General features: G+C 33.4%; 14 protein-coding genes. 4 read left to right on the top strand and 10 right to left on the bottom strand.

Annotation, left to right across the window (positions count from 1 at the left end; translation table 11 throughout):
- The first annotated feature begins 28 nt into the window (after window positions 1-28).
- The 4 genes from B8T70_RS04130 (at window position 29) to B8T70_RS04115 (ending at window position 5,289) form a co-directional block, all read left to right on the top strand.
- Window positions 29-595 (top strand): K(+)-transporting ATPase subunit C, encoded by a 567-nt coding sequence (locus tag B8T70_RS04130; RefSeq protein ID WP_086894023.1) that lies wholly within the window; start codon window positions 29-31, stop codon window positions 593-595.
- A gap of 490 nt (window positions 596-1,085) precedes the next feature.
- Window positions 1,086-2,162 (top strand): porin, encoded by a 1,077-nt coding sequence (locus B8T70_RS04125; RefSeq protein ID WP_039116164.1) that lies wholly within the window; start codon window positions 1,086-1,088, stop codon window positions 2,160-2,162.
- Between the two features lie 99 nt (window positions 2,163-2,261).
- Complete coding sequence (locus B8T70_RS04120; protein ID WP_039117210.1) at window positions 2,262-3,389, top strand: histidine kinase; 1,128 nt, start codon at window positions 2,262-2,264, stop codon at window positions 3,387-3,389.
- A 181-nt stretch (window positions 3,390-3,570) separates the two neighbouring features.
- A complete protein-coding gene (locus tag B8T70_RS04115) occupies window positions 3,571-5,289 on the top strand; it encodes an ATP-binding protein (protein WP_086894022.1) in 1,719 nt (572 codons plus the stop codon).
- 209 nt (window positions 5,290-5,498) lie between these two features.
- On the opposite strand, the gene B8T70_RS04110 is transcribed toward B8T70_RS04115, so the two are convergent.
- The 10 genes from B8T70_RS04110 to B8T70_RS04065 form a co-directional block, all read right to left on the bottom strand.
- Window positions 5,499-6,926 (bottom strand): L-serine ammonia-lyase, encoded by a 1,428-nt coding sequence (locus tag B8T70_RS04110; RefSeq protein WP_086894021.1) that lies wholly within the window; start codon window positions 6,924-6,926, stop codon window positions 5,499-5,501.
- A gap of 305 nt (window positions 6,927-7,231) precedes the next feature.
- Window positions 7,232-7,678 carry a carboxymuconolactone decarboxylase family protein gene (locus B8T70_RS04105; RefSeq protein WP_039117213.1) on the bottom strand — a complete coding sequence of 149 codons (447 nt, stop codon included), beginning with the start codon at window positions 7,676-7,678 and terminating at the stop codon, window positions 7,232-7,234.
- Window positions 7,679-7,756: 78 nt separating this feature from the next.
- On the bottom strand, window positions 7,757-8,329 hold the full coding sequence (locus B8T70_RS04100) for a Crp/Fnr family transcriptional regulator (RefSeq protein WP_086894020.1): 573 nt from the start codon (window positions 8,327-8,329) through the stop codon (window positions 7,757-7,759).
- A 151-nt stretch (window positions 8,330-8,480) separates the two neighbouring features.
- Window positions 8,481-8,936: a GyrI-like domain-containing protein gene (locus tag B8T70_RS04095; RefSeq protein WP_086894019.1), complete on the bottom strand. Its 456-nt coding sequence runs from the start codon at window positions 8,934-8,936 to the stop codon at window positions 8,481-8,483.
- Window positions 8,937-8,987: 51 nt separating this feature from the next.
- Window positions 8,988-9,413: a DUF3995 domain-containing protein gene (locus B8T70_RS04090; protein ID WP_123912068.1), complete on the bottom strand. Its 426-nt coding sequence runs from the start codon at window positions 9,411-9,413 to the stop codon at window positions 8,988-8,990.
- A gap of 28 nt (window positions 9,414-9,441) precedes the next feature.
- Entirely contained in the window at window positions 9,442-10,242 is an 801-nt protein-coding gene (locus tag B8T70_RS04085; RefSeq protein WP_086894017.1) for a bifunctional 2-polyprenyl-6-hydroxyphenol methylase/3-demethylubiquinol 3-O-methyltransferase UbiG, read from the bottom strand.
- A gap of 238 nt (window positions 10,243-10,480) precedes the next feature.
- Window positions 10,481-10,945 (bottom strand): SRPBCC family protein, encoded by a 465-nt coding sequence (locus B8T70_RS04080; RefSeq protein WP_039116152.1) that lies wholly within the window; start codon window positions 10,943-10,945, stop codon window positions 10,481-10,483.
- A gap of 25 nt (window positions 10,946-10,970) precedes the next feature.
- A complete protein-coding gene (locus B8T70_RS04075; protein WP_086894016.1) occupies window positions 10,971-11,729 on the bottom strand; it encodes a methyltransferase domain-containing protein in 759 nt (252 codons plus the stop codon).
- A gap of 292 nt (window positions 11,730-12,021) precedes the next feature.
- Window positions 12,022-13,761, bottom strand: coding sequence for a CocE/NonD family hydrolase (locus tag B8T70_RS04070; protein ID WP_086894015.1), 1,740 nt, complete (start codon window positions 13,759-13,761; stop codon window positions 12,022-12,024).
- A 65-nt stretch (window positions 13,762-13,826) separates the two neighbouring features.
- Window positions 13,827-14,576 (bottom strand): DUF3667 domain-containing protein, encoded by a 750-nt coding sequence (locus B8T70_RS04065; protein WP_086894014.1) that lies wholly within the window; start codon window positions 14,574-14,576, stop codon window positions 13,827-13,829.
- Window positions 14,577-14,585: the final 9 nt, after the last annotated feature.

Below are 14,585 nucleotides of genomic sequence, written 5' to 3'. Positions count from 1 at the left end.
TCTCTTAGAAACTCAAAAAATAAAAACAATGAAAAATATATTTTCAATAATAAAATTTACCCTACTTACGGTGGTTCTGTTTGCAGTTATTTATCCTCTGGCAATTTATGGTATTGCTCAGCTTGCACCTAACCAAGGTAAGGGAGAAACTATTTCGGTTAATGGTAAAGTGGTAGGGTATCAAAAAATAGGTCAGAAATTTGATAAATCTAATTATTTCTGGGGACGCCCTTCGGCTGTAGATTATAATGCTGCTGGTAGTGGAGGAAGCAATAAAGGACCAAGTAACGCTGATTATTTAGCGGTGGTTCAAAAAAGAATTGATACTTTTTTAATCGTTCATCCTTATTTAAGAAAATCTGAAATTCCTGCCGATATGGTTACTGCTTCAGGAAGTGGTTTAGACCCAAATATTTCCCCTCAAGGAGCTTTGGTACAGGTAAAACGGGTTGCTAAAGAAAGAAAATTAGCTGAGGATAAAGTTAAGGCTTTGGTTGAATCTAAAATCAATACTCCTAAGGTTATGGGAACTGCAATGGTAAATGTTCTGGAACTGAACATTGCTCTTGACGAACTTTCTAAAAAAGGTTCTTAGGTTTTTATCCTGCAAGGTTTCTAAAACCTTGTAGGTATGATATTCAGTAATCAGTACTTAGATATCTAACAGGTTTTGGAAACCTGTTAGGATAACAAAAATACTTGTAAATATGATGATTAATACTAAACCCAACAGTCCCGAAATTTCGGGATAAAAACCTGTTGGCAAGGTTGCTAGTGCCTTGTATGTATGAAAATTTATGGACAAAATATAGATAGACTTGTAGTTGTTTTATCTGAGTTTGCCCTTTATTACCTAACAGGTTTTATCCCGAAGCGTCGGGACTGTTAGGATGACTAAAGCCCTTGTTGCCCCAAGTGTTTTAGCCCAGATAGAAGCGGTATCCTTTTTCTGTCCGCCGCGGCGGACAGAAAAAGATATAGCGGACAGCTGGTCCCGAAGCTTCGGGAGCTCCTAAAAAAAACTAATAACAAATAGAATAATTAAGAGAACGAGATTATTTCGTTTCTCGCAATGATAAAATAAAATGAAAAAAATAATACTTACAGCTTTAATAGCTTTCGGATATACAACAATGAATGCTCAGGAAGAATCTAAAAGTCCGTTTACGTTTTCGGGTTATATAGATACTTATTACAGTTATGATTTTGGAAATCCTGATAATCATACTCGCCCAAGTTTTCTTTATAATTATAACAAACACAATGAGGTAAACTTGAATTTAGGTTTAGCAAAAGTGAATTATGCTAAAGACAATGTTCGAGGGAATTTTGCAATTATGGCTGGAACTTATGCCGAATATAATATGGCTGCTGAACAAGGCTTATTAAAAAATGTTTATGAAGCTAATGTGGGAGTAAAAATCTCAAAAGAGCACAATCTTTGGGTTGATGCGGGAGTTATGCCTTCGCACATTGGTTTTGAAAGTGCAATCGGGAAAGATTGTATGACTTTAACCAGAAGTATTCTTGCGGAGAACTCTCCATATTATGAGGCGGGTGTTAAGTTAGGATATACATCTAAAAGTGAAAAATGGTATTTGGCAGTAATGTATTTAAATGGCTGGCAACGTATCCAGAAGGTTGAGGGAAATCAGACTCCGGCTTTTGGAACACAGGTTACTTATAAACCAACTTCGGCAGTTACATTAAACTGGAGTACATATGTTGGGAATGAACAACCGGATGTGGATAGAAAATGGAGATACTTTAATGATTTTTACGGACAGTTTAAAGTGTCTGAAAAAGTAAACCTGATTGCAGGTTTTGATATTGGATTGCAACAAGCTACTAACGGAAGTTCTGATTATGATGTTTGGTATTCGCCAATTGTAGTGGCTCAATATAAACCAACAAATAAAATTATGGTTGCAGCAAGGGGAGAGTATTATCAGGATAAAAAAGGGGTAATCATTGCAACTGATACTCCAAACGGTTTTAAAACGTATGGTTTCTCTGCAAACTTTGATTATTTAGCCGCAGAAAATGTAATATTTAGATTAGAAGCACGAACTTTGAATAGTAAAGATGATATCTTTTTAAAAAATAATGATCCAACAGATAGTAACGTATTTATAACGACTTCTTTGGCAATTACTCTTTAAGTTTATTAGAAATTAGAAGCAAGAGGCAAGATTCATTTTATAATTATTTTGACTTCTTGCTTCTAACTTCTTTCATCTTTTTTTACAGATAAAAAATATATGGATAACGAAAAGGAAAATAATGTTAAGCACTTTCTCGATTTAATTCAGAAATCCCGTAAAGGAAAGTTTAAGGTCTACATTGGCATGAGTGCTGGTGTAGGCAAAACTTTTCGTATGCTACAGGAAGCACATACATTATTAAAGAATGGAATAGATGTAAAAATCGGATACATAGAAACGCATAACCGTAAGGAAACGCATGAATTGCTGGATGGTTTGCCTGTGATTCCGCGTCGTTCTATTTTTTACAAAGGAAAGCAACTGGAGGAAATGGATGTGCAAGCCATAATTAATTTGCGACCAGAAGTGGTTATTGTAGATGAGTTGGCGCACACAAACATAGAAGGTAGCAAGAATGAAAAGCGCTGGCAAGATGTTCTGGAGATTTTAGAATCTGGAATAAACGTGATTTCGGCAGTTAATATTCAACATATCGAGAGCTTAAACGAAGATGTAAAACGGATTACCAATGTTGATGTTAAAGAACGGATTCCTGATAATGTACTGCGATTAGCAGATGAGGTTGTAAACATCGATTTGACTTCAGAAGATTTAATTGACCGATTAAAGGAAGGGAAAATTTATACGGAAGATAAAATCCAGACTGCGCTGAATAATTTTTTTAAGTCTGATCAGATTCTACAATTGCGAGAATTGGCTCTTAAAGAAGTAGCGAGTCAGGTGTTGCGAAAAGTAGAAAATGAAGTTCCTAAAACTCAGGCGCTGCGACACGAAAAATTATTGGCATGTATAAGTAGTAATGAACGAACGGCAAAGAATATTATCAGAAAAACGGCTCGATTGGCTAGTTATTATAATAGCGATTGGTATGTTTTGTATGTTCAGTTACCAAGAGAAAGCAGTGATAAAATAGCGCTGGATAAACAACGTCACTTAATTAATAATTTTAAATTGGCGACTCAACTCGGTGCCGAAGTAATTAAAATAGAAAGTACCAATATTACTGATACGATGCTTAAGGTTGTAGAACAAAAAGAAATTACAACGGTTTGTATTGGGAAACCTCATTTTAATTTTTTTAAGGTAATTTTGTCGACATCGATTTTTAGACGTTTATTGACTCGTCTTTCTTTATCGAATGTTGATCTTGTTATTTTGTCTTAGATATTGAGAGTTGTTAGATAATTGAGAAGCAAGAAGCAAGATTTGAGATGTAAGACTCGAAGAGACAAGATAAGAGATGTTTGAAAAAGATTAATCACTTAAGTTATGCAAGTACTTATTAAGCTGTTTAGAAAAGTTAGATACTTGGATAAAAAATAAAATGTTTTGTAAATCATAGGAAATGAAAATTAAAACGAAATTAAACTTGGGCGTGGGATTGTTATTTTTAATGATAATTATCCTTGCATTAGTTAGTGCCTTTTATATTTTTTTGATAAAAGGAGATACCGAAAATATTTTGAAAGCCAATTATAACACATTGGAATATTCTAGAAATATGCTCACTTCGCTTGATGAAATAAGTGGTAATGAAGATAAAGCAATTGTTTTTTTTAAAGACAATTTGAAAAAACAAATTATCAATGTAACCGAAGCTGGAGAAGATAAGGTAACGACTAATTTACAAATGAGTTTTAATAAATTAGAAAATAACTGGGAGGATCAAGCGGTTAAAAGTCAGATTCGTCAGGATATTTTTGCAATCATGAAACTCAATATGAATGCCATAAAACAGAAAAGTGATATTGCCAAGCAAACTGCCGAAACGGCTAATTTTTCGATTGCAATTGTTGGCACACTTTGTTTTTTGATTGCTTTTAATTTACTAATTAATTTGCCTAATAATATTGCAAATCCAATTAAGGAATTGACCGAAAGTATTAAGCAAATTGCGAATAAAAACTATTCAGAACGGGTACATTTTATGAATCATAACGAATTTGGGGATCTAGCAAAATCGTTTAATACGATGGCCGAAAAACTCGAGGAATATCATGATAGTAATTTGTATAAATTATCATTTGAAAAAAAACGACTCGAGACTTTAATAAATAATATGCATGATCCAATTATTGGGCTTGATAATCAGGGGAAAGTTTTATTTGTAAATAATGAAGCACTTAAGATTATCGGAATGAAATCGGAGGATGTAATAGGGGAGTTGGCTACAACGCTGGCATTGAAAAATGATTTGATGAAATCTTTAATCATCAATGATCTCGAAAGTACGAAAGCGCACCCGATGAAGATTTTTGCCGATGGTAAAGAAAGCTATTTTGATAAAGAGACTGTTAATATTACTATTACGCCAACAGGTGAGGATAAAACGATTAATATTGGTGATGTAATTATTTTACGAAATATTACGCTGTTTAAGGAGCTTGATTTTGCCAAAACTAATTTTATTGCAACTGTTTCGCATGAATTAAAAACACCTATATCATCTATTAAATTAAGCCTTCAGTTATTAGAAAAGCCGAACACAGGAAGTATTAATGAAGAGCAAAAACAATTAATAGATAGTATTAAGGATGATAGCCAACGCTTGCTGAAAATTACGGGTGAGTTGCTGGATATGGCACAACTGGAAACAGGTAATATTAAGCTAGATATTGGACAATGTAGTCCGTATAAAATTATAGATTATGCTCTTGAAGCTGTGAAAGTACAAGCAGAGCAAAAACAAATTGAATTGATTGTTGAAAGCGAACCTAATCTTGCAGATATAAAAGCAGACTCGGAAAAAACAACTTGGGTGATGATTAATTTTTTAACGAATGCTATTAGATACTCTTATGAAAAAAGTAGTATTACAGTTAAACTGAAAAAAGAAAGAAATCAGATTGTTTTTGCAGTAGTCGATACTGGTAAGGGAATCGATAGCCATTATAAATCCAAAGTATTTGATAAGTTTTTCCAGATTCCAGGAAGTCATAAATCAGGAACCGGACTTGGTTTATCTATCAGTAAAGAATTTATCGAAGCACAAAACGGAACTATTGGTGTAGAAAGCGAGTTGGGATTAGGAAGTTCGTTCTGGTTTAAACTGCTTAAAGCGTAGTTTTTAGTATTCAGTTGCAGTATTCAGTCTCAGTTTTTAGTACCAGTGACAGTTTACAGTTTTTGATAATTGTAAAGGTATAATTAAAAAAAGTGTTCAGTACAATCTGTAGTTTTTTAAAACTGCGACTGCAACTGAACACTTTTTTTATTGAATACTGAAAACTAGTACTGTGATTGTAAACTAAAACTGAAAACTGCGACTGAATACTAGCAATCCGCCATATTCACGGCAATTGCCAATCCTCCTTCGGAGGTTTCTTTGTATTTAGAGTTCATATCTTTTGCTGTTTGCCACATCGTATCGATTACTTTATCGAGAGGCACTTTTGCATTTTTAGAGTCTGTTTCTAGGGCTAATTCGGCTGCATTGATGGCTTTTATAGCTCCCATTGTATTTCTTTCGATACAAGGTATTTGTACTAATCCACCAATTGGGTCACAGGTTAATCCTAAGTGATGTTCCATAGCGATTTCGGCAGCCATTAAAACTTGTGCAGGAGTTCCGCCCATTAATTCGCAAAGTGCTGCTGCTGCCATAGATGACGAAACACCTATTTCGGCTTGACAACCACCCATTGCGGCAGAAATTGTAGATCCTTTCTTAAAGATACTTCCTATCTCGCCAGCAACCATCAGGAATTGTTTGATTTCTTTTTCGCCTGCATCATGGTTTTCGATTACCAAATAATACATTAAAACGGCAGGAATTACACCAGCGCTACCATTGGTCGGGGCAGTAACTACACGTCCTAAAGCAGCATTTACCTCATTTACGGCAAGTGCAAAACAACTTACCCATTTTAGGATTTGACGAAATTTAACCTCAGTCTTTCTTATTTCTTCTAGCCACGTTTGTGGAGAATTATAGTTGGATAAACCGATGAGGTTTTGGTGCATATCAAATGCTCTACGACGTACATTTAGTCCACCAGGAAGTATTCCTTCAGAATGGCAACCGATGTACATACATTCGAGCATGGTATTCCAAATACGCATTAATTCGTTATTAATGAATTCTTCAGAACGCATCGATTTTTCATTCTCATAAACAATCTCCGAAATGGATTTGTTTTGAGTAATGGTATATTCTAAAAGTTCTGCTGCGTTTTGTATAGGAAACGGAAATGCACATTTTATCTCCGATTTTATTTTAGCATTTTCGCGTTCTTCTTTTACCACAAATCCTCCACCAATAGAGTAGAAGATAGATTCGTATTCGGAATCATCTTTGGCGTAAGCCGTAAATTTTAAACCATTGGCATGAAAAGGCAAGAATTCTTTATTGAAAACAATGTCTTGTAAAAAGAAAAACGGAATGGTTATCTCGTTTCCAAGTATAATTGTATTGGTTTCTTCGATAGATTTGATAATTCCTGCAATGTCGTTTATAGGAATATATTCGGGATCCTGACCGCTTAATCCTAACATAACTGCCAAATCTGTAGCATGACCTTTTCCTGTTAAAGAAAGAGAACCATACAAATCGACTTTGACACGAGTGATTTGAGAAAACAGATTTTCACTTTTTAATTCAGCAAGAAAACGTTCTGCTGCACGCCAAGGTCCAAGGGTGTGTGAACTTGATGGTCCTACACCAATCTTAAGCATATCAAATACCGATATACATTCTTCCATTATACTATAATTTTATTATCACAAAGATAATTGAATAACGCAATGAAATTAAAAGAAAAATTGTTAATGTTGCGTATTTATTAAAATTTGTATTTAATATTAATAATTTGGCAATAAAATAATAATGTAAAAAGGATTGATTATAATTTTTTGATTATCTTAAAATAAGGGTTTTAACAACAATGAGTAGGAAAAATCAGTTAAATAAGAAAGAAAAGATGTTTTTGTCAAACCATTAAGAGATTAAGTAAATTAAGAATTAAAACTTAATATCTTAATATCTTAATGGTTGGAACCTTTAATTTTTAACGAGTTAAAGCTGGTTTCATTTCGGTTGTAACCCCAATTCTGTTCCAGGCATTTATTGTAATAATTGCCATTATAATATTTGATAAATAGTTTTCATCAAATAAACTAGCTGCTTTTTGATAGGTTTCGTCTGAAACTCCTCCATTACTTATTAATGTAATTTCTTCGGTCAAAGCCAAAATTGCTCTTTCTTCTTCAGAGTAAAAATCAACTTCTCTCCAAGCATTCAATAAATAAATACGTTGTTCGGTTTCGCCATATTTTCGAGCATCTTTTGTATGCAAATCGATACAATAAGCACAACCGTTTATTTGTGATGTTCTAATTTTTATTAATTCGTGATGTGTGTGGGTTAAAGGAGTTGAGTCTAAATAAGTATTCAAATCCAATAATGGTTTTACAGCAGCTGGTTGAGTGTGTGCGATTTTAATTCTCTTGCTCATGATTTCTTTGTTTTTAATTATTAAGCAAAGATATTTATAGGAACCATGAAAAATCTTAAGCTAGTTTAAGAAATGCTATTAAAGTGCGTTTTTTCTTATCTCGCTTAAATATTCTGGAGTAAGATTTAAGTAAGATGCTAGCATATATTGCGGAATTCGTTGCACAAATTCAGGAAATCTGGTAATAAAATGCTGGTAACTTTCTTCTTTTGTAAAGTCGTATAAATACTTCATTCGCAATTGGGCAGCCGAATAAGCTCTATGCGAAACAAGTCGGAAGTAGCGTTCTAGTTGAGGTAATTGGCTAAAAACTTTTTCCTGATTATGATAATCAAAAACATAAACTTCGGTATTTTCGATTGCCTGAATATAAAACTGTGATGGTGATTGTGTATCAAAACTCATATAATCGGCAATCCACCAGTTTTCGATTGCAAATTGTGTGATCTGTTCTGTTCCTTTATCATTGATAAAAAAGAAACGTAAACAGCCTTTTTCTACAAAATATAGCGAAGAACATATTTGTCCTTCTTCTAGTAAATAACTTTTCTTTTTTAGGGTAATTGGCTTCATATTAGCCAGAACTAATTGGGTTTGTTCATCGTTTAATTCGACGTACTTTTTTATGTGTTCAATTAGTTTTGGTTGCATTATTGTTTATATAAGTGTTGTAGTTATAAATTCTCGCAAAGACGCCAAGTCGCAAAGAAAGCTAAATTTTAACTTGGCGTCTTTGCGACTTTGCGAGAGAATCTAGAAAATTAAAGCATTTTTTTGAAATTGACTGATATGAGTAAATTCACTAAATAGCTATAAAAATAGGCACTTCAGCATTTTCCGGATTAGATGCTTTTTCTCCGTATATCTCAAAATCGGCAGTATATTTTCTGTTAAGATCAGTATTCCAAATTTCTATCCATTTCTGGATTACAACACCGTCGGCTAATTTTCCTTTGGCTGTAAATTGTTTGTAGGTTTCTTTTGCAATGATTTTTCCAATCATTCCGGTTGGTATATTCTCTAAAATTGAAACTTTGCAGCCTAAAATTGTGGTGTATGGTTTTGTATAATCCTTTTCATATTCGGTGTAAACAGCATAGATTGAGCTATCTATTTTATTTGGAATATTTTCGATTGTGTTTTCAGACATAAATTTGTTCCAAAGCGCTGGAATATCCGTTGCAGATTGTTCATTTTCATTGGTAGTTCTTATCGATAATCCGATAATAAAAAACTCTTCGATAGTAATTAATTCCATGGTTTTGATTTCAATTTATAATGTTATTCTATGTAAAAGTAGCACAAAAAATCATGTTGTTAATGCTAATGTTGTTGCTAAAATCGAAATAAATAAGCATAATGGAGAGAAGTATTTGGTATCCATTTGTGCAAATTTTGTGGTTTTGACTTTTTTAAAAAATCCCACGTATTTGAATTCGCCAATTGCTCTCACAATAAACAATATCGAAATAATCCAAAGTCCATATTCTTGTAACCAATTAGGCAAACTATAGACTATTATTTCTGATTTTATTAAAACTAAAACCGAAAGACTCAGTAAGGCAATTGCAACTACCATGCATTCTTTTAGTTTCGGATTGATAACTTTTTCATTGTTTGCGGTTGTTGGTATAGCGGCATCATTTCCCCATTTCCCACCAAATCCCCAATAAATATGAATTCCTGCCAGGAATAGAAATATGGTTACTAGAATTAATCCAATTGTTGTTTGCATAATGTGATGAGTTATATTTTTTGGGCGACTACTTTTTTGTGGCAACTATCGAATATACCATTGGGATCTTATTGTCTAAATGTTTTATTCTGTATTTTTTTGGTTCAAATTCGATGGTGTTATTAAAGCAATTATATGGCGAGTAATCATATTCATTTAGGGCATTTAATTCTAGCCCGTTTTTTATTAGACTATTTATAACTTCGCTCATACTATGATTCCAACATACGTACTCTAGTTCTATCGGAGCTTCTCTATCAGCGTAGGTTCCCTCTTGGGTTTCTATTATTGCTCCCGAATTAAAATAATTATATCCTATTTTTTCAAAATTATCATCGAACATCCAAACTACTGGATGAAATTCGGCAAAGACTAATTTCCCATTCGGGTTAAGAAAATCAGAAATTAATTTTGCCCATTTATCAAGGTCTGGCAACCACGGGATTGCTCCGTAACTTGCAAATACAATATCGAATTTCTGGTTTAAATGGGTTGGTAAATCATAAATATCACAACATATAAATGTAGCTTTAGCATCAGCTTCTTGCGCAAGTTTGTTGGCGCTATCTATTGCTTTGTCAGACAAATCGACTCCCGTAACATTTGCGCCAAGTCTTGCCAAAGAAATTGTGTCCTGACCAAAATGACATTGCAAATGCAGGATTGATTTTCCTTTTACATCACCAAGTAATTCTAACTCGATACTATTTAATGAAGTGTTTCCTTTTAAGAAACCTTCTAAATCATAAAAGTCAGATGTAAGATGTGACTCAACCCGACTATTCCAAGATTGTTTATTAACTTCTATATAATTGTTTTCTAAGCTCATTTTGTTGATATGAATTAATAATGTGTTTTTTGCAGATTATCTATAAAAAGAAACGCGAATGAAACGGATTCGCTAAAGCGAAAACACGATCCCGAAGCGTCGGGATTGCGCCCTTTGCGGTTAATTTTTCTGCCACTCCCGATAGCTATCGGGATAAAAGGATTACACGGATTTTTTATGCTTTGCGACCTTTGCGTAAATCATTGTGATCTTTGCGGTTAATTTTTTCGCTCTTTTTTTATGTATTAAACGCTTCTTTCGGAAATTTATCGGCTATAAGATTCAGGTTGATGTTATGTTCTAAATAGGCTTTTAGACCGTCTAGAACAGTGGTAAATCCGCCTGTAGAATCTTTGATTGTATTTAAAAGTTCGTCGCCTTCTTTATCAAAACCATAATTTTTGATAACCACATAAGTTGTATCGTCGGTTATTTTTCTGAATTCAAAATCAACAGTTGTTTTAGGTTCGTTCCATTCGATAGTAATCTTTTCGTTTTCGATAATTTCTTTTACAAAAACGGTAGTTGATACTTTGTACATTTCCCATTCCCAGATTATATTTTTGCCTACAGCCAGCTTATCACTTCCTTTTGTAAACCAAAAGTTCTTGGTTACATTCGGGTCTATAAAAGCATTAAAAACAATTGCAGCTGGTTTTCTTATCAGCATTTGGGCTTCAACAGATTTTGGATTACTACTCATATCGATATTTTTTCTAGTTATGTTTTTAGAATTTTGCGTATAAAAGGATTCTTTTGAACGCGTATAATGATGGCGTTTTACTAAACCTTTTTTCTATTCTCTTTTTAAATTCTTTGATAAATTGTTCTTTAACTGCACCTTCTAATCTCTCGAAATAGGGAACTAATGTTGAGCCCAAAATAAACTCATATAATTCGTCATGCGACTTGGCTATCATAGGATATACTTTTTGGTAAATAACCATATCTGTACCGCCATTTTCGAATAAAATTTGAGCATAATCGTCCATTGTAAGAACAGGAGAAAGTCGTTTCCAATTATTCAATGCGCTTTTATATGGTTCTTCCTGCACTAATTCGATTACAATCTGATTGAGTAAATTCTCGTTCTGACAAGGCATTTGGATTGCTAATTGTCCATCAGGATTTAATAATGATATAATTTTAGGAAATAATTCTTCGTGATTATCAACCCATTGAATGGATGCATTTGCAAAAACTAAATCCCATTTTTCTCTCGTATTAATTTGTTCTTCGATGGTTTTTTGATCAAATTGTATCGAGGTGAATTCTTTGGCTTTCTCCAGCATTTCTTTCGAGGAATCGATACCTTTTACTGAAGGATTGGTTAGCTTTTCGGATAGCATATTGGTTAACTCTCCAGTCCCACAACCTAAATCTACGACTTTCATATTTGGTTTATCCTGAATATGGGCAATCAAATCAAAGAAAGGTTTGTATCGAAGTGTTTTAAACTCGTTGTATTTTTCGGGATTCCATGCCATAATTTTCAGCGTTTTTATGTAGCAAACGAAGTTAAGGAAATTAAAGTTTTTATTTAGTTAAAAACAATAAACTGTGGTAGAGAAATTAACCGCAAAGGGCGCAAAGTTTTTTGAATCTCTGACTGGAAAAAGGGACGCGGATAAAACGGATTCGCTAAGGCGAAAACGCGGATAAAACGGATTTTTTTCTATTTTTTTAATCTGTTTTTATCTGCGTCTTTACTTTTGTAAATCCGTTTTATCCGCGTCCCATTTATAGATTATCTATGGCAGCAAATAGAGGTTATATTCCCTAATCTTTCCAGATTGGAATTTTGACAAAACTATCGTTATACCACTTTATTTTTAGAGGTTCTTTGGAATCTTTAATGGTTTCATCGCTTACGTCTTTACCAGTTCCATAATTTAGTTGGGCGAAAGCATTTTTATTTACATTTATTACCACAACCAAGCGGCTCCCTTTGCTTAATTGCTTACTTACTAATCTGGTATTTGTAAACGGGATAGATTCTATTTTGTTAGGAACAAGAAGATTTCTGGTTGTAATATCTTTTGCATAACTGGCTCTGCCTAAAAAATAGGATAAGTGAAAGTATTCGCCATTAGGCATCAATTCATATAATACTACACCTAAATCCATATCTTTTTTGTTGATAAGCGCTTTTATTTCGCCTTCAAAAGCACCATTAACCAAAATAGGTTTATCAAGGGGTTCGCTTATAAAAAAATAGCCATTTATAGTATCGAGTTCTTTACGAATTATTGGGTCTGGGTAATAGTCATTATTACTAATTTCTCTGTTGGCAAAATCTACTTCCTGAGGTAAGAACCCAGATTTGGCTGGTTTTTTATCTGATAATAGATACTTATCTTTCGATTTGGTATTGGTTAAATATAATTTAAGAAAACCATTACTCATTTTTTCTAATGATGGTGCATGTCTCCATTCATTAGCACCCATTACTTCATAGTTTATTTTATCTTTTAAAACGGCAGGTTTAGGACCACCTTTAAGAATGTAGTTAAACCATTCGTAGGTTAGTTTTTTGGTATTAAAAATCGCTATAGGGTCAACTTTATAGTCGTTTATGGTAGGGTCTCCACCTTTTTGAGCACCAAAATGTCCATAAGGTCCGATAACAAGATAATGCTCAGCGTTTTTATTGTATTTAACGTGTTCTCTTAAATAGTATAAACTAGATATTTGGGAATCGTTATAATAACCATCGATAGATAAAATAGGGATGTTTATTTGGGCAAATTCATCTTTATACGGAACCATATCTTGCCAATATTTATCATAACCAGGATGTAATAACCACTTTTGTAAATATTTATTTGGTGTGCCATCAATGCTGTCAATTTTGCGATAAGCAGTACCTGAATTCCACCATTTGTCCTGCATGGTTCGGAAACGTTTTCTGTCGTCTCCAACAACTGTATCTAAGGTTTTGTTATTGGTTACATAAAATGCCCATTCGTAATTAGGATTTATAAATACGCTATTTTCCATTGGTAATCCCATTCCTGGTCTGTTGGCTACATAAGGAACGATTGTTTTAAGTGCTGGATGCAATTTTTTTGCCGATGCCCATTGTGTAAAACCGTTATAGCTACCGCCAAACATTCCGATTTTTCCGTTACACCATGATTGCTTGCTTGTCCAGTCGATAACATCATAAGCATCTTTGCCATCATGCTCGTACGGAAATATTTCGTCGGGACTTAATCTTTTTCCTCTGGAGTATGCCATAACTCCAACATAACCATTATCTGCGGCTTCTTTTAAACCTTTAATATCTCGATCGCGTACATAGATTGTAAATTGTAAAATAACTGGTTGTGGTGTCGTTATTCCTTTTTTGCGAACTACAATTGCGGAAATTAATGCTCCATCTCTGGTTTTAATTAAAACATCATCCTGTATATCATAAAGTGATTTGGAATCTTCGGGTTTTGTACCATTTGCTTGTTGTGCTGATGTGTTGAGAACAATTAGGAAGAGAAACATAAATTTCAGAAGTACTTTCATTAAGAATTGTTTTAAAGTTTGTTTAGGTTGTTAAATATTTAAATGTTAAACAGGAAATGTGGTTGTTAATTGTGTAATTTATTTAAAATTATGATAATTATAGATAGAATTAACATGAAGCTAACAAGGAATATTACGTGGCTCAATACAGATAATAGAAAAGCTTTGGTTTTAGTGAGTTTATTAAAAAATTGAACATTTGTCCAATAAATTAATATAATATCTATAACATATAGAATTTGGGTTATCGTTTTTATATTGGGAGTTCCATTATAATAATAAAGCAACGGAAATAAAGCAATATGTACAAAGAGTCGTTGCGAGGCTTTAAAGGTGTTGAGTATAAAATATTCGATATAGTTGTATCCTTGTTTTCTAAATGCGATATATGTTCCTAATGAGTAAAATGGTATTGTTGCTAATGTTATCCATGAAAAATGAGTCGCGACCCATTCATTTGCTGCTTTGGGATTAATTATTGATAGTGTCTCACTATCTGTGGGAGCATCCGCAATTAGGTTGATATGAAAGTAATGATAAAGAACTCCATAAAGAGTTGCGAGAATAATTACTAAGGAAAGTGGTTTAAAATGTTTAATTCGTTTTCCTTCTATAAACTCTCTTATGGTATTTCCGGGACGCGTAAAAAGTTGTTTGGCGGAGTATAAAATACCTTTATCAAAATGAATTAATCCGTGTTGGATTTCATGCATCAGGAAATGAAAATCGAGTTTGTGAGTATCGGCTGGCTGTCCGCAATTACTACAATAATGCCCTTTAAAATGCTGATTACAGTTCTTACAGATTATATTCATCTTGATTAT

Source organism: Flavobacterium sp. AJR (genome assembly GCF_002156885.1).
GTDB lineage: Bacteria > Bacteroidota > Bacteroidia > Flavobacteriales > Flavobacteriaceae > Flavobacterium.
This window is presented reverse-complemented; position numbering and strand designations above follow the sequence as displayed.